General features: G+C 35.9%; 15 protein-coding genes and 2 tRNA genes. 12 read left to right on the top strand and 5 right to left on the bottom strand.

All coding sequences use genetic code 11. From position 1 onward, the window contains the following. Positions 1–45 precede the first annotated feature (45 nt). Positions 46–119: transfer RNA gene (locus tag JGH11_RS08970), tRNA-Asn, on the top strand. Positions 120–292: 173 nt separating this feature from the next. On the opposite strand, the gene JGH11_RS08965 is transcribed toward JGH11_RS08970, so the two are convergent. The 4 genes from JGH11_RS08965 to JGH11_RS08950 form a co-directional block, all read right to left on the bottom strand. Next, a complete protein-coding gene (locus JGH11_RS08965) occupies positions 293–1,303 on the bottom strand; it encodes a Gfo/Idh/MocA family protein (protein WP_201111244.1) in 1,011 nt (336 codons plus the stop codon). Positions 1,304–1,368: 65 nt separating this feature from the next. Continuing rightward, complete coding sequence (locus JGH11_RS08960; protein WP_201111243.1) at positions 1,369–2,127, bottom strand: glucosamine-6-phosphate deaminase; 759 nt, start codon at positions 2,125–2,127, stop codon at positions 1,369–1,371. Positions 2,128–2,136: 9 nt separating this feature from the next. Further along, the gene (gene nagA / locus JGH11_RS08955; protein ID WP_201111242.1) at positions 2,137–3,330 is read right to left on the bottom strand and encodes an N-acetylglucosamine-6-phosphate deacetylase; all 1,194 of its coding nucleotides are present in this window, start codon (positions 3,328–3,330) and stop codon (positions 2,137–2,139) included. A gap of 329 nt (positions 3,331–3,659) precedes the next feature. After that, a complete protein-coding gene (locus tag JGH11_RS08950; protein ID WP_201111241.1) occupies positions 3,660–4,814 on the bottom strand; it encodes a DNA-binding transcriptional regulator in 1,155 nt (384 codons plus the stop codon). 550 nt (positions 4,815–5,364) lie between these two features. On the opposite strand from JGH11_RS08950, the gene JGH11_RS08945 reads away from it, so the two are divergent. The 11 genes from JGH11_RS08945 to JGH11_RS08895 all read left to right on the top strand — a co-directional run bounded on the left by JGH11_RS08945 (position 5,365) and on the right by JGH11_RS08895 (position 21,720). After that, positions 5,365–6,705, top strand: coding sequence for a Gfo/Idh/MocA family protein (locus tag JGH11_RS08945; RefSeq protein ID WP_201111240.1), 1,341 nt, complete (start codon positions 5,365–5,367; stop codon positions 6,703–6,705). A 46-nt stretch (positions 6,706–6,751) separates the two neighbouring features. After that, entirely contained in the window at positions 6,752–8,080 is a 1,329-nt protein-coding gene (locus JGH11_RS08940; protein WP_201111239.1) for a sugar MFS transporter, read from the top strand. A 13-nt stretch (positions 8,081–8,093) separates the two neighbouring features. Continuing rightward, entirely contained in the window at positions 8,094–9,497 is a 1,404-nt protein-coding gene (locus tag JGH11_RS08935) for a putative oxidoreductase C-terminal domain-containing protein (RefSeq protein WP_201111238.1), read from the top strand. A gap of 45 nt (positions 9,498–9,542) precedes the next feature. Then, a complete protein-coding gene (locus JGH11_RS08930; RefSeq protein ID WP_201111237.1) occupies positions 9,543–10,847 on the top strand; it encodes a Gfo/Idh/MocA family protein in 1,305 nt (434 codons plus the stop codon). A 37-nt stretch (positions 10,848–10,884) separates the two neighbouring features. Continuing rightward, positions 10,885–11,133 (top strand): hypothetical protein, encoded by a 249-nt coding sequence (locus JGH11_RS08925; protein ID WP_201111236.1) that lies wholly within the window; start codon positions 10,885–10,887, stop codon positions 11,131–11,133. Continuing rightward, a complete protein-coding gene (locus JGH11_RS08920; RefSeq protein ID WP_201111235.1) occupies positions 11,130–12,326 on the top strand; it encodes a hypothetical protein in 1,197 nt (398 codons plus the stop codon). The genes JGH11_RS08925 and JGH11_RS08920 overlap by 4 nt, the downstream gene beginning before the upstream one ends. A gap of 92 nt (positions 12,327–12,418) precedes the next feature. Further along, positions 12,419–15,166 (top strand): hypothetical protein, encoded by a 2,748-nt coding sequence (locus JGH11_RS08915; RefSeq protein ID WP_201111234.1) that lies wholly within the window; start codon positions 12,419–12,421, stop codon positions 15,164–15,166. A 528-nt stretch (positions 15,167–15,694) separates the two neighbouring features. Beyond that, positions 15,695–18,793, top strand: coding sequence for a TonB-dependent receptor (locus JGH11_RS08910; protein ID WP_201111233.1), 3,099 nt, complete (start codon positions 15,695–15,697; stop codon positions 18,791–18,793). Positions 18,794–18,804: 11 nt separating this feature from the next. Continuing rightward, positions 18,805–20,412: a RagB/SusD family nutrient uptake outer membrane protein gene (locus tag JGH11_RS08905; protein ID WP_201111232.1), complete on the top strand. Its 1,608-nt coding sequence runs from the start codon at positions 18,805–18,807 to the stop codon at positions 20,410–20,412. A 186-nt stretch (positions 20,413–20,598) separates the two neighbouring features. After that, on the top strand, positions 20,599–21,414 hold the full coding sequence (locus JGH11_RS08900) for an FAD:protein FMN transferase (protein ID WP_201111231.1): 816 nt from the start codon (positions 20,599–20,601) through the stop codon (positions 21,412–21,414). 232 nt (positions 21,415–21,646) lie between these two features. Next, a tRNA-Asn gene (locus JGH11_RS08895) sits at positions 21,647–21,720 on the top strand. 47 nt (positions 21,721–21,767) lie between these two features. Here JGH11_RS08895 and JGH11_RS08890 read toward each other — a convergent pair. Next, a partial coding sequence (locus JGH11_RS08890) for a S24 family peptidase (protein WP_201111230.1) occupies positions 21,768–22,386 on the bottom strand: 619 nt, incomplete at its 5' end.

The following is a 22,386-nucleotide window of genomic DNA, read 5'->3' as shown; positions in this document are numbered from 1 at the left end:
TCAGAAATAAGGCCTATTTTTGCGTCACTTTTAAGAGAAAAACATTCTTCCTTAGCTCAGTCGGTTAGAGCATCTGACTGTTAATCAGAGGGTCCTTGGTTCAAGTCCAAGAGGAAGAGCAAGAGGGCAGTTGTCTATTTTGATGGCTGCTTTTATTTTTTAATAGCAGGTATACCTTTGATATAAAAGAGAGCTACTGATAACAAATATCAGTAGCTCTCTTTATACTTACAATTATTTATTATTAGAAACGTTCTGTTTGGTTTATATGAATGATCTTTTGGTATATAGTTTAGTTATCTAAGCTTTTTAGTATGCGCCGGGCTTCCAATTTGCCCTTTTCCAGAATACTTTCCATCGATACCGTATTTCCATGTTGTCGCTTACTTTCATTAGATGCTTCCATGAAAGTGAATATTTCTATGGTTTCTTCGGGGTTAACAGGAATCTCCTTTGTTCTGAAAAATTTAAGAATTTCATCTAGTAATACTTTGTATCCATCATATCCTCCGGCTTGTACCATTTTTCCGCTACAAAATACTGTTCCTCCAAAGTAGTTATGTCCTGTACGGATTGCTCTAAATGTGCCTATTCTGCCATCTGCCCATACGCCGGTCACAACGCTGAAGTCTTTTGTCGATTGGCGGCTTACCTCTACACATCCTGTACCCATAACGGTGTATAGTGTTTCCACACCATGTATACCATACCATGTGAAGTCGGCATGGCTAGGTTCGTATGCATCGGGCGAATAGCAATCTGCACCAAGTACCTTACCATGTTCGCCTTTACGAATTTCTTGATTTATTGGGGAATATCGCAGAACTGAAGAAGAGAATATTTGGACATTATATTTTTTAGAAAGTTCGAATATAGCAATGGTTTCGGCCAGATTGGCTGCGACTGGTTTATCAATAAACATAGGTTTTCCTGACTTAAATACTTCAAGTGCTTGTTCTAAATGTAAGTTGCCGTCATTGGTCTCCAGAAGCACACAATCTACAAGTTTAAGCATTTCAGCTATTGAAGTTGTTATTTTAACTCCATTGTTTTTAGCTTCTTCCATGTATCCGGGTATACGTTTGGCGCTACTTTCTATTGTTTTTGAACCATAAGGATATGCTGCAACAACTTTGAACCCTTTATATTGTTCAGGTGCATTTTCATCATTCAGGAGTTTGATGAAAGCGGGAGAGTGCGATGTATCTAGTCCTATAATTCCTAATTTGATAACATTCTGGGAATATATACATACGGATATAAAAAAATATAAAATTGATAATGTTATAATTCTTAGTTTCATATGTCGATAAATTTTTAATTGTTATTTAGTACAGGATGAAAATATATACTTCTTATAAGATTTTTTTACAAAACTAACAAAGACGAGCTTTCTTTATCTAAGTATAGATTTATATTATCCTTGGTTCTTAAAATAGATGCAGGACACGCTTCTGTAATTTCCCCATTTATCATATTGTATACTGCCTGTGCCTTTGACTTGAATGGTACGATACAAAACAAATATTCGGCAGAGAGTAGAGTTGGTATTGTTAGGGTAAGCGCTTTATCCGGTACATCTTCTATTTTGTCGAAACACTTGTCGTTTACCTGTTGTTGTCTACATCTTTCGTCCAGCATAACAGCTTTTACCGTTTCAGGATCATTGAAGTTTGCAACATGAGGGTCATTGAATGCAATATGTCCGTTTTCTCCTATTCCTAAACATATAATTTTAGGTGGGTATTTTTCCAGTAAGGCTGTATATCGCTTACATTCTTCTTCAATAGGTTTGTTTCCGTCAAGATAATAAATATTTCGGAAAGGGAGTAACCCGAATATTTCTTTTTTAAGGAAATTGCCAAATCTTTGAGGTGCATTTTCGTTCAAGTTAATATATTCATCAAGATGAAAAGCATTTATTCGTCCCCAGTCAATGTCTTTATATGTGATAAGTTCTTTGAAGAAATCAGATTGGGATGGAGCTGCTGCAAAAATCATATTAATATATTCATTTTGGCTTAGGAGTTCCTTTATTTTTGAAGACACATCAAGTGCTGCACTGACAGACATATCCTTGGTTGAGGTATATATTTTTACCGTCAGTTTATCCTTTTTTAAAATCATAATTAAACATTAAGTGTTGTATGTATAAATAATTTTACCTTTTACGATTGTTGTTTGTATTGAAATGTCAGAGTCGAAGATTATGATATCGGCATCTTTTCCTACTTCCAAAGAGCCTTTGGTTTTGTCAATACCTAGAATACGGGCTGGATTTTGACTCATCATTTTTACAGCGTCAAAAAGTGAAATCTCTGCAATTTGTATCATCGTACGAATCAGGCGGTCTGCTGTTGCCACACTACCGGCAAAGGCTGTGCGGTCTGGTAGTTTAGCTACTCCATCCTCGACAATCACCTTTTGTCCATTATTCTTATTTCCTAGTATATATTCGCCGTCGGGCATTCCGGCAGCTCTCATAGAATCGGTGCATAAAGCGATCTTATCAAACGCTTTGAATTTGCAAACAAATTGTAATAATGGTTTAGGGAGGTGTATTCCGTCCGCAATTATCTCAACGCTCATGTCATCAATCATGTACGATGCTTCTAAGGCTCCTGCATAGCGATAGGCATTGCGTCTTGTGATGCTTGACATGCAAGAATAAAGATGTGTGACATGTGTAAATCCACATTTATATGCATCTACAACTTCTTCGTAAAGAGCATCCGTATGTCCAAGTGATGCTAGGATGCCTTTCGAATATAATAGCTGTCCAAGTTCTAGTGCACCATCCAATTCCGGGGCCATGCTCCAACGGATTATATGCTTCTCACCTTTCTCCAATATAGCATTATACTCTTCCGGTATAGGATTTCGTAAATATTTAGGGTCTTGTGCCCCTCGCTGATTGTATGCAAAATATGGTCCTTCCAAATGGAGTCCGAGTAAATCTGCTCCATCTATATTGTTTTTTTTTGCCTGCTCATATATGTCAAATGTATTTAGAAGTTCTTCTATTGTGCTGGTCAATGTAGTGGGAACTAAGCTGGTTGTCCCGTATTTAGCATGTGCACGAGCAGCACCAAGGTAGGCCTCTACAGTATTATCCATAAAATCGTATCCACCTGCGCCATGTGTGTGTATATCGATAAATCCGGGAGATACATAATTCCCTTTTGCATCAATTACCAGATCAGAGTCCGTACAAAAGTTGAAGTTACCTTCTCCAAGTTCAGAAATAATACCATCAGTGCATACAATGAAAGCTCTCTCCAATACCTTGTTCGGTAAAATAAGAGTCGCATTTTTTATTATAATTCTCATATTAGATTTGTATTATTAGTAACTAACGAGATAGTGATTCAATGATGTTTCAAAATTACGCTTTTATAATTTCAGAATAAGGTTTGTAATGCGAATGACTATCCTCATAAGACGTCAAAGTTTTCTTTTGTCAGAAAAGATATTATAAAAGTATAAAGAGGATGTTTTGTCTATAGTATACCATTTACTCATAAGGTTTTAAAGTGTAATTTAAAACCTTATATAGTAATTTCCTTTATAGAATAAATATTATCTGGCGTATCGGGTTGTTAGTCGGATAATAGCTGATCCTTGCGTGTAATAGTATTATTTATAAAAATAAAATTTAGTTACTGTTTTTTATATAGCTTCCTATATTCTGCCGGTGATATAGATTTGTATTTTCGAAAGATACGGGACACGTTTTTGTAATCATCAAATCCGGCTTGAATAGCAGCGTCCGGTAAATGCAGATCGGAGGTCAGAAGTAATTTGATGAAATGATTAATTCTTTGGTCCAGAATGCATTGGTATATAGATGTACCTGTGAGACGTTTAAACTTTTTTTCAAGAACTCTTCTGGATAAAGGAACTAAGTCGATCAGGTCACTGACTGATATCTTATTACTATAATTCTCATTAATATAATCCAGTATTGTTTTGATATGCTCGTCTGGGACTGCATATTTATCTGTCGAGGCCCTGTTTTCTATATATAAAGGCTTAATGACGATGTTGAATGCCTCATTTATTTCACCTTTTACATACTTATCTAATAATTTTGCTGCCTGATACCCACCGTTTTCTACATCAAGAACAATGGAAGATAGAGTGGGAGTAGACAGATTGCACAATAGAGTGTCGTTATCCACACCTAATATAGCAACTTCATCGGGAATATTAATATTGAATATATTACAAGTTTCGGATATTTGAAGTGCATAATAATCGTCACAAGCAAAAAGTGCAATAGGTTTAGGCAGAGACTGTAGCCATTTGCCCATATACTCGGTGTTATATAACCATTCTTTATTATCAGGATTTTTATTTTCTAAGACTTTACACTCATAGCCATATTTTTCGATTCTTTCTTTGTATCCGAATCCTCTTTCCCGCGACCATATGGCATTTTGATATCCATAATATGCAAAATTTCGGTAGCCCTTTCCTATGAAAAAGTCGGCAGCCATGGTGCCGGTTTCGTAGTAGTCTCCGGTTAGATTAGATATGGCTTTATTTCTTTCACGATAGTTTTGTACAATAATAGGGATATCCAGAGTGTTGAATAGTTCCAGATTCACATCCCGTAGTTGGGCAATTATGGCATCAGCTTTCCATTTCTTCGCAAAATCGACAACACCATCCTCTCCATATATCATTTGATAGTATAAAGGCATGCGTAAAAAAGACCAGGGACCGACTTCTCTGGAATAGCGGATAATACCTTCCAGTAATCGGCGGCTATATCCACTTGAAAAATCTGTTAGAACGAGTATTTTCAACATAGTTTATCCGATCAACTTAAAATTTGAAACTTACAAAAGGGTACTGTGTACTTACAATTACATAATTCAGATTTTAAAAATAAGCTAAAATGATTATTTATTCATTACAATATTCAAATTTAATGTTTTATTTTATGTACTGAAGCTAAAATCTATTATATTAGGACCTGAAAAATTAAACTGGTGTAATTGTAAGGCTAACGGTTATTTGAAAATTTAATATACAAAGAAAAGACATTATCTACAACATTATACTATTGACCTGAATCATTAAATCATATTGGATTTAGATTGAAGACTATCTGATAATGGATGTGATTCCTAATGTTATAAATTCATAATAATATCTGCTTTTGACATAAAGTCAATAGTGTTTGCTTTTGTGTAAACTTAAGTAAAAGGGAGTCTTATTTGTTTAAAAATACAATAAACCGATGTTGACGTTTTTTGAGCATACTAAGGCGTCATTTGAGTTTCGTTTTGATTCAAATAAGAGTTTCTTTGTATTACTATCGAAGAATTAGATTTAACCACTATAAAAAACATTATCATGAGTACACGACGTGATTTCTTAAAAAAAGCAGTAATGGGAGCTTCTGCTCTTTCATTCGGGGGAGTATTAAATGGAATGAGTGCTAAGAGTTATTCTAATATAAGCGGAGCAAACGAAAAAATAAGAGTTGCCGCAATTGGAGTTAACTCTAGGGGTGGTGCCTTGGCTGCAAACTTCGCAAAGCAAAAAGGGTGCGAGATAACATATGTTTGTGATGTAGATAGTAGGGCTATAGCAAAATGCTCTGATGCTGTGGCAAAAATTCAAGGTTTTAGACCAAAAGCAGAAAAAGATATACGAAAAGTTCTTGAATCGAAAGATATCGATGCTGTAATTATAGCAACACCTGACCATTGGCACGCTCCCGGTGCTTTAATGGCAATGCAGGCCGGGAAAGATATATATTTGGAGAAACCATGCAGTTACTGTCCAGAGGAAGGTGAAATACTTATTAATGCTGTTGCAAAATACAATAGGGTTCTCCAAATGGGGAATCAGAGGCGTTCCTGGCCGAATGTGATGGAAGCAATACAGGCTATTAAGGAAGGTATTATAGGAAATGTTCATTTCGGAAAAGCTTGGTATACAAACAATCGCCCGTCGATAGGGATTGGCAAAGAGGTTGCTGTGCCCGAATGGCTCGATTGGGATTTGTGGCAAGGGCCTGCACCACGTGTGGCTTATAAAGATAATGTGGTTCATTACAATTGGCATTGGTTTTGGCGTTGGGGTACGGCAGAATCTATGAATAATGGTACACATATGGTCGATCTTTTGCGTTGGGGAATGGATGTGGATTACCCCACAATGGTAAATTCTGCAGGAGGCCGTTATTATTATAAAGATGATTGGGAAACTCCCGATACTCAGGTTATAAATATAGAGTTTGGAAAAAGCAAATCGATATCTTGGGAAGGAAGAAGTTGTAATGGAAGAACTATAGAAGGCAGTAGTGTAGGTTCTATGTTTTACGGAGATAAAGGAAGCATGTTGATTACAGGTAGCGATGGCTATCGGGTATTCGATATGGATAATCAAGTGGTAAAGCAACAATATAGTAAGCTTGAGATAGATCCACGAAATCTGATGAATCCGGCAGAGAGTCTGGACGCATTACATATAAATAACTTTTTCGATGGTATAAGAAAGGGTGCAAAGTTAAATTCAGATATAGTTTCAGGTCATAAGAGTACAGTGTTGATGCAGGTTGGAAATATTTCGCAGCGTGTAGGTCGGTCTTTGAATGTCGATTCAGCTAATGGACGTATCATTCAGGATGCTGAAGCGACGAAGTATTGGAGCCGCGATTATGAGCAAGGTTGGGAAATGAAACTCTAGACTTGAGATGAACAGTATACAGAAGAAAAACTTAATTTGAATACCCATGGAACAACAAAATAATCAACAATTAAACAAGCATAATACAACAATTGCAATAATCATAGTTGGGGCAATGTTTTTTATTTTCGGCTTAGTTTCATGGGTTAATGCAATACTTATACCATATTTCAAAATTGCATGTGAGTTAACGCATTTCGAATCATATTTTGTTGCTTTTGCATTTTATATAGCCTATTTCTGCTTGTCTATTCCATCTGCTCATATTCTAAATAAAGTAGGATATAAACGAGGTATAATGTACGGATTTATTTGTATGTCTGTTGGAGCCGCATTATTTATTCCGGCGGCCTTGACCCGGACATATGGGATTTTTCTGGCCGGACTTTTTGTGATAGGAGCCGGATTAACAATCTTACAATCGGCTGCAAATCCATATATAACTATTGTGGGACCTATCGAGAGTGCAGCCAAAAGGATAAGCTTGATGGGGATATGTAATAAGATTGCAGGAATCATATCTCCACTCATTTTTGCAGCTGTAGTTCTGAAAGTGACGGATAGTAGTTTATTTACTCTTTTAGAATCGGGAACATTAGACGAAGCTTCTAAAAATATGATGCTGGATGATTTAATTCGTCGTGTTATAAAACCGTATGCGATATTATCTATAATATTATTGTTATTTGGAATATTTATCCGCTATTCTGTTCTTCCTGAAATTGATCCAGAGGAGAATAATAAAGAAGAAGAGAATTGCAATCATAAAAGAACTTCTATCTTTCAATTTCCATATCTGATACTTGGTGCTATTGCTTTGTTTATTCATGTGGGAACACAGATTGTGGCTATCGATACCATAATAAGTTATGCCGGATCGATGGGGATGAATCTGTTGGAGGCTAAAGCCTTTCCTTCTTATACACTGACTGCTACAATAATAGGATATATGATTGGTATTATTTTAATTCCTAAATATATTTCTCAAACAAAGGCATTACAATTTTGCTGTACACTTGGATTAATATTTTCAATAGCCATTATTCTTGTAAATAAAGAAGTGATAATTCTTGGACATGAAAGTACTCTTTCCATATGGTTTTTATGTGCATTAGGATTACCGAATGCTTTGATTTATGCTGGTATATGGCCATTGTCTATTAAAGGTTTGGGGCGGTTTACTAAAATTGGTTCATCCTTAATGATTATGGGATTGAGTGGCAATGCAATTATGCCGATAGTCTATGGTTCTTTTGCAGACCGATGGGATTTGCAAAGTGCTTACTGGATATTGATTCCTTGCTATATTTATTTGATATTCTTTGCTGTGGTGGGGCATAGAATTCAAACTTGGTCGTTCAAAAAAACAAACTAAACTCGTTTGATATATGAAATATTTAAGATATCCATTCTGTTTTTTTGCAGTTCTGGTTCTTATAACAGCCTGTAATATGCAATCTGGAAATAAAAAGTTCGATGGGTCGGAAGGTGAGGTACGGTTAATAACAGTAGCTCCTGGTCATTTCCATGCGGCCTTGTTGCAGAAAACGATGTTGAAGCAATTGAATTATAATGTACAAGTTTATGCTCCAAATGGACCTGAGTTAGACAATTATCTGGCTCTTATCGATTCATATAACAATCGCGAAAACAATCCTACATATTGGAATCCTAAAGTGTATACAGGAAGTGACTTTTTAGAAAGAATGCTTTCTGATAAGAATGGAAATGTTGTAGTATTAGCCGGAAATAATCAGCTGAAAACAGACTATATTCTTAGATCTGTCGGTGCTGGTCTGAATGTGTTGGCCGATAAGCCGATGGCAATAGATAAAGCTTCTTTCGAGCAATTGAAAAGTGCATTTATTCTTTCCGCTAAAAACGATGTTCTTTTATACGATATCATGACCGAGCGCTATAGCTTTATTAATATATTAAGTAGGGTACTTATGCAGGATAAAGCGTTTTTTGGGACTTTGACTACCGGGACTTCACAAAGTCCGGCAGTGGAAATGGAGAGCGTGCATCATTTCTATAAAATTGTATCAGGTAATCCGCTTAGTCGTCCTGCATGGTATTACGATGTAGAACAGCAAGGCGAGGGAATTGTGGATGTTACTACACATCTGATCGATTTGATCAATTGGAAGTGTTTTCCTGAGATTTCCCTCGATTATAAAAAAGATATAAAGGTCACATCTGCCCGGCATTGGGCTACTCCTATATCACCTGAACAGTTTCGCCGTTCAACCAAGATAACCGAATATCCGGAATATTTAAATAAATATGTGAAAGATTCGACCTTGTATGTGTATGCCAATGGAGAAATTGGTTATCAGGTGAAAGGCGTAAATGTCGGTATAAAAGTTATTTGGAATTATGAGGCTCCTGAAGGAACCGGAGATACACATAGAACCGTAATTAATGGAACAAAAGCTATCATATTGGTCTTGCAAGGTGAAGAACAAGGATATAAATCAAAGCTATATGTGAAAAAAGGAGCAGAAGCGTCAGAAGATGAATTTCGTAAAAATATAACAAAGGTTATTGATGAATTGAAGAATATTTATCCTGTCTCACTTAAAGATGCATATGATGGTATGCTGGAAATTGAAATATCACCAAGTATGGATGATGGACATGAAGCTCATTTTTCTAAGGTTGCAGAGAAGTACTTTAATTTTTTGATCACACGTGAAATGCCAGAATGGGAAGTTCCTAACATGTTGGTTAAATATTATATAACAACAACAGCTCTAGAGCTTGCCAGAAAGGAAACACCAATATTCTAATCATAAAGTAAAAGAAGACTAACATTAAAAAAATAAATCCATATAATGAAAACACAAAATTTATCTCGTAGAGATTTTCTTAAAAATATGGGCGTAATTGGAGGCGGAGGACTTATGTTATCTTCTCTGCCTATACTTCATGCATATGCTCAGCAGAAAAATGAGGATGCGAAAGGAGGTAAAGCTCGCCTTGCAATTATAGGGACAGGTTCGAGAGGTATGTATCATATCAATCATTTATTGAAGATACCCCATGCCGAAATAGTTGCCATATGCGATATTTATCAACCCCATTTGGATAATGCGGCAAAATTGTGCCCTAAAGCCAAGCAATATAAAGATTATAGGGAAGCCATTGCGGCATCGGATGTAGATGGGATTTTGATTTCTACACCATTGCATCAGCATGCTCCAATTTCGATTGCAGGGCTTAAAGCTGGTAAGCATGTGTTTTGTGAAAAATCGATGGCACGTACATTGGACGAATGTAAAGAGATGTATGAAGTATATAAGGAAACAGGGAAAGTTCTTTATATAGGGATGCAACGTCTTTTCGATCCTAAATATTTGAAAGCTATAGAACTTATACAGAATGGTACTATTGGTGAGATTGTAGGGCTTCGTAATTTTTGGTATCGAAATAATGATTGGCGCAGACCTGTACCGGAACCATCGTTGGAAAGACAGATCAATTGGCGTTTATACAAAGAATATTCCGGAGGTTTAATGACAGAACTTGCTTCTCACCAACTACAAATGGGAACATGGGTCAACAAGTCTCTCCCTGATTATATTACAGGTTTTGGAGACATTATTTATTGGAATGATGGGCGTGAGGTGTACGATAGTGTTAGTGTTATCTACCATTATGCAAATGGTTTGCGTATGACTTTCGAATCTATTATCTCAAATAAGCATTATGGAATGGATGAGCAAGTGTTGGGACATAAAGGTACTCTTGAGTTGGCTCAAGGTCTATTATACATGGAAAATCCTAAACCTGCGCCGGGTATACAACAATTGATAAATCAAATTGAACATAAAATTTTTGATAATATTTCCTTTGCCGGTCCTAGTTGGGTACCCGAAACAGCGTCAGCTACCAAAGGCGAGCCTATATTAGCAAATATCCAAACTCATGATGGGTCGAATACAACAGGAGCAGCAGTCGATGATGGTTCCATGGCTCTTGTTTCTGCTTATTGCTCATCTGTCATTACAGGCGAGCCTATGCCGATATTGGTAGAAGAAGCATATTATGCATCAGTTCTGGCTTTATTAGGAAATAAAGCAATGGAAGAACGGACTGTTCTTGAGTTTCCTAAAGAATATATAATACCTTATTTATAAAATAATAAATAGGTCTGTGACCTTAATATACATAGATATGAAAGATATTAAAATAACAGCAAAAAGGCAAAAGACAGAATTAATGATATGGGGAGGTTGTTTCCTGTTTGCTTTTTTATTGAATATATTCTCCATTATTCTATTCGATACTGAATGGAAAGAACTCTATACACAGTTGCTATGGGTGTTTAGTCTCAGTATAGGATTCTATTTTTTAGCTCTGTTTTTTCGTTTATTATATTGGCTGATTAGAAATGTGATTCGTAAAAAAACAAGTAAGAAATGAAACAATTATTATTCATATTTTTAGCACTCAATTTCCAGTTTAGTGTGTTATATGCAGGAGTATTCAAAAAATCGGAGAACGAGCTTAAGCAAGTTCAGGTTAAGCCGGAAGACTTTGAGGGTGCAAATATATCAGAGAAAATATCTAACGCTCTTAATTTCTTAAAAGAATGTAATGGTGGTGATATTCTGTTCAAAGATACACCTGTCTATCTTATATCAGAAGCTATTTCTTTGCCATCCAATACAAGAATGCTTATTGATGGATGCAAAATAAAGTTAGATGATCATATTTTTGATAATATTATCCGTTCCGGAAATTTAGACATTGACAAAGAGAATCCAAATAGCTATGTCAAACAATTGCTTCCGGCAAAAAATATCAAAGTTATAGGGCTGAATGGGGCAATCATTGAGGGTGCCGAAAATTTCTACGAAGGAGTAAATCCCAAAACTGGTGTTAAAGAAAAGTGGTTAGGTGATTTTTGGGGATGGAGAAATTTTACAATATTATTTTCATTTGTAGATGGTTTTGAAATATCTGGATTGACAGTACAAAAAACACATAGCTGGGGTATTGTATTGACTAATGGCTGTAAAAACGGCCATGTTAATAATATAGATTTACATACTACGGTCAAAAATGGTGATGGTATTAGTATTATTCAAGGAGGTTCGAATGTCGTGATTGAAAATATAACGGGCGAGACTTCGGACGACACCATTATACTCGCAGCTTTCGACGAGTCTAGATGGAGTAATAATAAATATGTATTTCCTTTATTACCCGTCAGGTATTCGGACTATTCATATGGAGGGGATATATACGATATAACATGTCGTAATATAGAAACTTCAGGAATACACCATGTGATGATTCTTCTTCCTTCACAGCCTAAGATATATAACATTTATTGCTCTAATATAACAGATGGACCAAAAGGAGGGAAACGGAAAGTTGTGCGTATTTATGGAAATGGGCAGTACGGCACGGGTTTCAAGCCTGGAAATATGTATAATATTTATATGAATGATATTCGTTCTTATAAGGCAGATATAGCATTGGAGTTTCTTGCACCTGTATATAATTCACATTTTAATAAGATAATACAATTCAATCCAAAAGGTATAGATGTTCAACCCGACCTACAGAATGTGAATGTAAAAATAACTAACTCTATAAAACAGAAATAAGATCTACCTAACGATTTTGAATTTCCACTCTGAGTGAAGTTTTTCGGGTTGTTATATCCAATAACTCGGCTATATCTTAAAAATGATAGCTTATGAATAGTTCTAAAAGTAATGTACAATACTTTGTTATTTTTTCTATATATATGCTTTTGCCGATATTTACTATATCTGCACAAAATAATATTTCTTCACAAACCTTAAATAGTACTTATAGTATTACTTTAAATATAGATAAAGCAAAAATAAATAATAGAACTACAGAGATAATATACAAGACTGTACCACAGGATGTAAAGTTCATAAAGCTAAGAAAAGAGATTATAGAAAGAGTTAGTGATGATTCTGAAGATGATCCGGATATTGTATACCACATAAAGGTGCCTGTGTCCGGTAAGTACCGGATATTTACTCATGTAGAGAGAGATGAAGATATAAAACCTGGCGCAAAGGTAGAGACTCGGTTTGCTAAACTTCAAATAGATAATCAGCGTATAACCAGACGAATAGTTTCTGATCTGTATGAGTATTCATATCATGATTTAGGCCTGTTCGATTTACGCAAGGAGCAAGATCTTAAAATATGGTTACCAAAAGCTATATCTTTTGAGTCGATAAAAATAGAGCAGTATGTAGCAGAGCGTGTACCGGATGGAGTAGTGAACTACATTCCTGCGATCGTTCCACCTATAGAAAGACCACGTTTGTGGGTAAATAAGGATAATCTATCTGTGGTGAAAGAACGATTAACGAAGGGGGAAAATCTTTTGGTATGGCAGAAAGTCCAGGATAAAGCCAAGGAACCTTTTCCCTTTAAATTTGATATAAGGAAAGAAATTTTTCATAATGATGGGCTGGAAGATGCTGTTGTGATAAAAGCATTCTACTATCTCATAACCAAGGATCGTACTATTGGAGCTGAAGCTGTTCGACTAATCGTAGATTATTTATCAGTACTTGAGTTTGGAAATGTTAGGAGTGGGGATATAACAAGAGAAATAGGAAAAGCTATATATACGGCAGCACTCACCTATGATTGGTGTTATGATATTCTAAAAGATAAAGATAGGCAATATATTTATAGTAAGATGATGAATCTTGCTTCCTATATGGAAATAGGATGGCCTCCGTTTAAAGAAAGCGTTGTCAGTGGTCATGCTTCCGAAGCCCAAGTGAATAGAGACTTATTTGCTATGAGTATTGCTGTTTATGATGAAGATCCGGAGCCTTACCGCTATATATCTTATCTTATACTTGAAGATTTATTACCAATGAAGGCGTTTGAGTATCAATCGCAACGACATAGTCAGGGATTCGATTACGGAGCATACAGACATGGGTGGGCAATGCATGCAGTATGGATGTTTTATCGGATGGCCGGGTATCGTATATTTGATGAAAATATAACGAATCTAAGAAACTATTGGTTGTATATGCGTCTTCCAAATGGATTAAGACTATCTGATGGAGATGGATTTGCTAAACCTCATAAAGCATATTCTGAAACCATATTATTGGATTACGCTTATTCGAATGATCCAATATTAAAAGCTGAGTTTGAACGTCGTGGAGGATTAGACAGAATAAAGGAAAATCCAATTCTTTTTTTGCTGTTGAATGATCCTGATCTAAAACCTGACCCAGATTTAAATTCTCTCCCTTTATCAACAGACTTTGGCCCGGTTGTAGGAGGCATGATTGCCAGAACAGGTTGGAATATGGATGAAGACAGTAATGACGTTATTGCTGAAATAAAAGGAGGTGGATATCATTTTGGAAATCATCAGCATTGCGATGCCGGTGCTATTCAGCTCTATTATCATGGACAGCAGATCTGTGATCTGGGTATATACTATTATTACGGTTCTCCGTATGATTTCAACTTTAATAAAAGATCTGTATCGCACAGTATGATGCTGGTTAAGGATCCTGATGAAAAGTTGGAACCCAGAACAAAAATTAATGATGGTGGTACCCGATTTAATCAAAAGACACCCAAGACACCTCTAGAGGTACAAACCAATCCTTGGTTCGATAATGGAACTGTGCTCTCAGCAGATTTCGAAGCCCAGACCTTAAAGCCTTCTTATAGTTATTTCAAAGTAGATCTAACAGCCGCTTATTCGAGTAAGATCAGTAATTATACCCGTAGTTTTTGTTTCCTCAATTTGAGTAGAGTTGATGTGCCTGCTGCAATTATATTAGCAGATGATCTGATTGCATCGAAACATGATATTGAAAAGTATTGGAAAATAAACACATTCAATAAACCCATGCCTTCAGACTCAAATATTATCTTGCACAATCGCGTAAATAATATTGTAGGTAAAACATATGTAAACATGTTACTGCCATCATTTGGCGATCTTAATATGGAGATTTCCAGCCTTAGAGACTCAAGTAGTGTATTGGGGCCTCAGTATCAGGTCAGATCCGGATTGCCGGAGGCAAATGGATACCAGATTATTGCGTATCCGAAAAAGAAGGCTAAGCATAATCGTTTTTTGACTGTATTTCAAATGGCGTCAGACGGTACAAATCCCTTGCCTGTTGATTTTAGAAAAGATGATAACAAATATATTCTTTCTATAGAAGATCGTATCGTTTGTATGAGTGCAGGTTATGAACAGATTCAAGGCCAATTTACTCTTAGTGTAGAACAAGATGCCACATTTCGGATTTTACTTACAGATTTGAAACCCGGGTTTTGGAATATTTATGATAAAGAAAGAAGAACCTATTCTAATTTTAAGGTAGAGCCTAATAAAAATACAATTTTCTTTCATGGTCGGAAAGGAGACTATTTGATTTCTCCAGGAAGAACCTATGAGCTAAATAAGTGATTTAGTTTGTGTATCGCTTAATATAATATTATATGATCTGAATCTGGTGTGGTTTTGAATCTTAGCTACTAATATACCTCTTACCTAATGTTTTATTAAAAGATCCAGATTAAATCAGAATGACGTAAAATGAGGATTCTTTAGCTTGAATGTATCCCTGAATAGGTATATAAATAGATATTTTTGTTTATAGAGCATAAGAAGAGGTGTATTTAGTTTAGAATCTTTGAGTTATGGTATTCATAGATGTGCAGTTCGATATTAATGTGAGCATTAAAGGCATAATATAAAAGTGTTACCATTAAGGATTTGTCAGCTCACATTAATATTATTTATTAATCTTATTTATCGGATAATACTATAAATTCTAATATTATGGATAGAATATAACAAAGGTGATTAAAATAGATGAAGGATTGTAAAATCATATTTGAAATGTGATTAGCTAGGTAAGTAGGACAATATATAATTATTGTAAAACATCATTAAAGTCTTAAAATCTAACGTGTAATTATAAAATCTAATAAAATGAAAAACTGCGAGAAGCTTATTTTATGGGCATTTATTTGCTCTGTAATGTTGATGCTATCGAATATTGATGTATATGCATACACTCATCCTGAGGTAGCAAAAGGCAGCGAGATCGGAGTCCTTGCATCAGTTCCGACACAGCAGAAAAAAATACAAGGTAGTGTTAAAGATGGGGCTGGAGAGCCTCTGGTAGGAGCAAGCGTTACTATAAAAGGGACGACAAATGCGACGATGACGGATATTGATGGTAAATTTTCTTTAACAGTAAATCCCGGTTCTGTGATAGTTGTCACATATATCGGGTATCATACTAAAGAAGTTACTATCGATTCAAAAAATGATTACGATATTGAATTAGTAGAGGATTCTCATATAATGGATGATGTTATTGTTGTCGGTTACGGGACAATGAAAAAGCAGAATCTTACCGGTGCCGTATCGGCAGTTAAGTTCGATGAAGCTTTATCGAGTCGTCCTACGATGAATCTATCTTCTGCGCTGACAGGATTGAGTGCAGGATTGAATATCTCCCAGTTATCGGGAACACCCGGTGCAGAAGATGTTAATATTCTGGTGAGAGGTAGAGGTACGATGAACGATGCTTCGCCATTGGTTATTATTGATGGTGTGCCGGGGGCATTGAATGATGTGAATCCGAACGATGTAGAAAGTGTATCCGTTCTAAAAGATGCAGCATCTTCAGCTATTTATGGTTCCAGAGCAGCCAATGGAGTAATATTAGTCACTACCAAAAGAGGAAATGAAGGTAAGGTCAACGTTACTTACAGTGGGTATGTAGGTTGGCAAAAGGCAGCAAAAAAAGTTGACTTTATAAATGATATGGCAACTCATATGGAGTTGGTCAATGAATCGGAAGGCCGTGAAAAATACCCGGTTAGTCTGATTGAACAATGGAGAACTGAATCTGCGGCAGGCAATCCTCTTTATCCGAGTACCGATTGGTATGATGAGATGCTTAACACATCGGTAATGACAGAACATAATCTGACAGTAAGAGGTGGTGGCAAAAATACGAATTTTTCAATGTCTCTCGGCTATCTTGATAATAAAGGTATCATAGATAATTCAGGTTATAAGAAATACACTTTCCGTATCAATGTTGATTCGAAAGTAACCAATTGGCTTGATATGGGAGGAAATGTTTATGGCTCTTGGTCCGATAGGGATCCCATTAATGTAACTAGCTTTTATGATAATATCAGAAATACTACACCGGGAGTTATTCCTCAATATGAGGACGGACGTTATGGAGGTACAATGTTTGAAAACTTTCCACGTGTAGGAAATCCCAGAGCATATATTGATAATATAAGAGGTAACTATGAAAGACAGAAACTGGGATTGAAGGCTTATACAAAAGTTAAATTTTTGAAGTATCTGGAGTGGGAAAATAGTTTTGGATTCAATTATGATAACAGAAATAACTGGGAATATACAAGGCCATACTCGTTATGGAATTTCCAAACGGGCTATGAATATCAGGCTAGTTCTAATATAGATAAGCTTTTCAATGGTACACGTAGAGATTATACAACTGTATTGAATTCACTCTTACGTTTCAATTATTCTTTGAATAAAGAACACAATTTCGCAGTAATGCTTGGTTTCGATCAGCAATACAATCGCATGGATAAGTTTGATGCGAGAAAAGGTGATATACTAGGAGATGATGCTATCTATATTATGGATGCTGGTGTTGAGAATGAGGCTATTACAGGATCCGGAACTGATGATGCTCTCAGGTCATATTTTGGACGTATCAATTACGATTATAAAGGCAAATATTTAGTGGAGGTTAATGCCCGTTATGATGGATCTTCGAGATTCCACAAAGATAATAGATGGGGGTTCTTTCCTTCATTCTCAGGAGGATGGAGATTGACAGAAGAATCATTTGCTCAACCGTTAAAGAATATTTTCGACGACGTGAAGATAAGAGGTTCATGGGGTAAACTGGGAAATAACAGGATTGGTGATTATGGCTACCAAGTGGTATACGGTTCTCTTCTTTATCCTTTTGGAGGCCAACTTCAGCAAGGTGTAGCTCCGAAAGAACTAGCTAATAGCAAGATTAAATGGGAAACTACCACTATGACTAATATTGGATTGGATTTGGTGCTATTGAAGAACAGATTATCATTTAGTGCCGAGTATTATAACAAAAATACAACTGATTTATTAACAACAATTCCAATTCCACTGGTATTTGGAAATTTTACTCCACCTTGGCAAAATATAGCTGAGATGTCAAATAAAGGTATGGAATTCCAACTTACTTATCATGGAAATGTAGGCAAAGATTTCACTTATAGTGTTAGTGGAAATTTATCAACAATCAGCAATGAAGTAACAAAATATAATGGAGATAAATCAATCAGCGGAGCTACTATAACACAAGAGGGCAAGCCTTATCAGAGTTTCTATGTACTCGAGTTTGATCGAATCATACAAGATCAGGCCGAAATAGATCAGTTAATCGCCGATGGTTACAAGTTTGGAACCAGCATAGGGGGCACACCTAAGCCCGGAGATATGCTTTATAAGGATACGGACGGAAATAAAACTTTCGATCTTGACGACCGCGTAATCAAAGATTATTCTTCATTACCTAAAATGACTTATGGAATTAATCTTAGCGCAGCATATAAAGGTATCGATCTTAATATAGTTGGGCAAGGAGTCAGTGGTGCCAGAGGATATTGGGGTAATGACGGATTTAATACATTCAATATAAATGAAGGCTTTCTTCAAAGGGCAGAAGTTTTAAATCGATGGACTCCGGAAAATAAGTCTACCGAATATCCACGTCTACTTACATCGGGATCAGCGCTTAATACAGCAAATAGTGATTATTGGTTATACAATACATCTTACTTTAGAATAAAGTCGATACAGATGGGATATACTTTGCCTAAAAAGTTAAGTTCTAAGTTTATGGTTGAAAGATTGAGAGTATATACAAACCTTGAAAATTATTTCACGTTCACGAGCTTCGATGGTTATAATCCTGAAAATTCTAGCATGGCGTATCCTTTGATGAAGCAATGGGTTATTGGTTTAAATGTAACATTTTAAATAAAAGAGACATGAAAAACAAAATAATATTAATCTTACTCTCTGTATGTCTTCTATCTTCTTGTAGCGATTTTCTTGACAGAAATTCATTAGTAGGGTTGTCAGAAGGAGATTACTGGAAATCACAGGAAGATGCGATACAGGGTATAAATCCACTATATCATGCTAACCGTGAGTTTGTCAATAGTATAGTGATATATGGTATGATGGATGATTTTACAGATATTGCCTATCAGTCGTGGGCTACAGGTTTGACTACTGGTGTGAATCCGACAAATGCCGGAATCTATTCTACTTCCTGGGGTATATTCTATAAAGGTATTTACAGAGCAAATACAGCTTTAAAATACATTCCGAATATATCGATGGATGCGACAATGAAAAATCGTTGTCTGGGCGAAGCAAAATTTTTTAGAGGGTATTTCTATTTCAAGCTATGGGACTATTTCGGAGGTGTTCCTATATATGATTACCCAATGAATATTGATGAAGGGTATAAGGCCCGTAATACAGAAGATGAGGTTTATAAGTTCATTATACAGGATCTGACAGATGCTATTTCTCTTTTACCCGAAAGTTACAGCCAAGTAGATAAAGGACGTGCTACTAAATGGGCAGCTTTAGCAATGAGAGGTAAAGCTCATTTGTGGGCAAAACAATATGATAAAGCTGCTGCAGACTTTAAGGAAATAATGGAAAAAAGCGACAGAAAACTTCTTAACGATTATCATACTTTGTTTAGAGTGGCGGGAAATAATAACAGCGAAGTAATCTTTGATGTTCAATACGTTGCCGAATCTGGTCATGGTATAGCTACGGATCTTAATTATGGCAATCAATCGGGGATAACGAAAGGTTCGCAGCGAACTCGCCCTACACCTGAACTGGTTAACTCATATGAAATGATAGATGGAACACCTTTTGATTTTAATAATTACAAAAATGCAAATGGAGAGACATTCAATCCTAATCGTGTAACAGATTGGAACGATGATGCTTCTGTCAGAAAATTATTTGAAAACAGAGATCCTCGCTTACATGCAGGAATTATAGTGCCTTGGTCCGAATTCGTCGGAAAAACAGGTGTGTCGTTGCTTTACAGATTTCCTGTAGATAAGGTTACTCCAAATACATATGTACCGGTATGGGAAAATGGAAGTTATGCTTGGCGAAAATTTGTTGAGACAGGGTCTGCATACTCGTTGGCTTCCAATATGCCTCAGAACTTTCCTCTTATCCGTTTGGCCGATGTGATGTTGATGTATGCCGAAGCTCAAAATGAGGCTCTTTCAGCTCCGGATAAGTCTGTTTACGATGCAGTAGATGGTGTCAGAGCCAGAGTGGGGATGCCAGGTCTTCCTTCGGGCTTGAGTAAGGATCAGATGCGTGAAAAGATTTATCATGAAAGAATGGTGGAACTTTGCGGCGAAGGGCAGAGGTATTCAGATATTCGTAGATGGAAAATTGCTAAAAAAGTAGTAGATGGCGTGTGGATGACCGAATTTACCGGAGTTAAGATTCGCCAAAGAGGATTCCCGGATCATTATTATCTGTGGCCGATACCACAGGCCGAAATGGATTTGAATCCAAATCTTATACAAAATCCCGGATGGAATTAATATATGAGCGACGTGTTTAATTATCATGATTAGGATGCCTGAATAAGGTAGGTGGGAAGTAATGAAGGGGGAAATGATAGATTATAATCACATTTTCTCTTTCATTTCTTCTTTTTGAAGTTTTAATAAATCGACGACTTTAAAGTTAGAAGTTATCAGTATTTTTGTTTCATAAGATTATTAAATATGTCAAATTCTTATACAGACTATTATGAGTCCTCAAATTTGTTCCATGGAGTTTTAACGCAGATAATGGGAACTAGATTAGATGCATTGATTGTGAATCCGAATAAGAATGTATCAATGCAATGTTGGCTGGATATTGAAGCTGAAGTTTCTCGGCTGTCCAAGTTGTTCAATAAATTTGATGAAAATAGTGAATTATATACTATTAATAAACAAGCGGCTCATTCCCCTCTTTTTGTAAGTGACGAGCTATGGTCTGTATTTATTGATTGCAAACGATATCATAGCATGACTTTAGGCTATTTTGATATAAGTTTAAGTAATTATACTAAAGTCTCTCTAGATAGTGTAAAACAAACTGTTTTTTTTCAGGATGAGGGGATTCAACTCGATTTAGGGGCCTTTGGGAAAGGCTATGCATTGGAGAGAATACGGAATATTTTGTTGTTGAATAAGATTAATTGTGCATTGATTAATTTTGGAAATAGTTCGGTGTTAGCACTGGGTTCTCATCCCTTTGGTGATAGCTGGCCTATAGGGATAGAGGATCCGTATAATCCGCAAAATACACTTGGTGTAGTTGAGCTAAAAGATAGTACATTGTCAACTTCCGGTAATATGCCTAGCCATACAAAACATATCTTAGATCCACATACAGGTGTTTATAGTGAAGTAAGGAAAATTGTCTCTGTGAAGGCTTCCAATGCCGTAGATGCAGAAGTTCTGTCGACATCTTTAATGATAGCTCCTGAAGATACCATCACTGCAATTACTTCTTCTTTTGTAGTAGATGAATATTTATTATTTAATCTTTGATAGCTAAATCTTTATTTTTCCAACTTTATTATTTAGATATAGAGGAGATATACTTGTTTTGTAAGTATTTGTTTCTTAATTGTATCTGTAAAAATGAACAGTTCTTATAAGCAAATATGTATTGATTTTTTATTTCAAAATATCCTTTTGTTTCAGAGAAAAATGATAAAATAGTGATGTTTTTCTTTGTCTGTCTGGAAAAGATTATTAACTTTGCACCCGAATTAATCATTCTTCCTTAGCTCAGTTGGTTAGAGCATCTGACTGTTAATCAGAGGGTCCTTGGTTCAAGTCCAAGAGGAAGAGCAAAAGCCTAAGTTTTTCTTAGGCTTTTTTTATTTTAGTACTTTATCTTACCACATGGAAATTCTTATTGAACCTACTACTATAGCCCAATCAAATATTTCAGATAGGGGAAGGTCATATGGATCATAACCGTTTTTCTTATTGAAAGAAACACATTTGATACATCCATCTTTCTCAGATGGCATTATCTTTTTTATGATATATCCTTCAGCGGTGGAAAGAACATAAACTTCTCCCCAGCGAATATAAGAGCGGTTCTTCCAAAAACGGCATACTACTATATCCTGATCTTCTATACTCTTTTGAGGATTTTCTTCTTTGATCATGCTATCTCCATGAGCACGAAGTGTAAAATCGTAATCACTAATAAATGGAATTGGTATTTCGATATAATTTCCGGCTTCAATTGCTTTGCTGAAACTGTCAGCAATAGGGAATGTAGTATGAATAAATGGTTTGGTGGTGTAGGGGCATGAATTTCCCAATTGAACAATATTTTCTTTTATTGTATCATTTTTTTCTTCGAGAATATGTGTAGTAGCAGTTGATAGCATGTTGCCATTACCTGTCATTAACCATTCTATATTTATGTGCTCAATAGAGTTTATTATTTTGTTGGTAATATCAAATGAAGGGTTGCTTTGACGTTTTCCTACAATGTTTTCT

Source organism: Dysgonomonas sp. Marseille-P4677, from assembly GCF_016652235.1.
Classification (GTDB): Bacteria; Bacteroidota; Bacteroidia; order Bacteroidales; family Dysgonomonadaceae; genus Dysgonomonas.
Note: the sequence above shows the minus strand (reverse complement) of the source record. Positions and strands in the feature narration are given on the sequence as shown.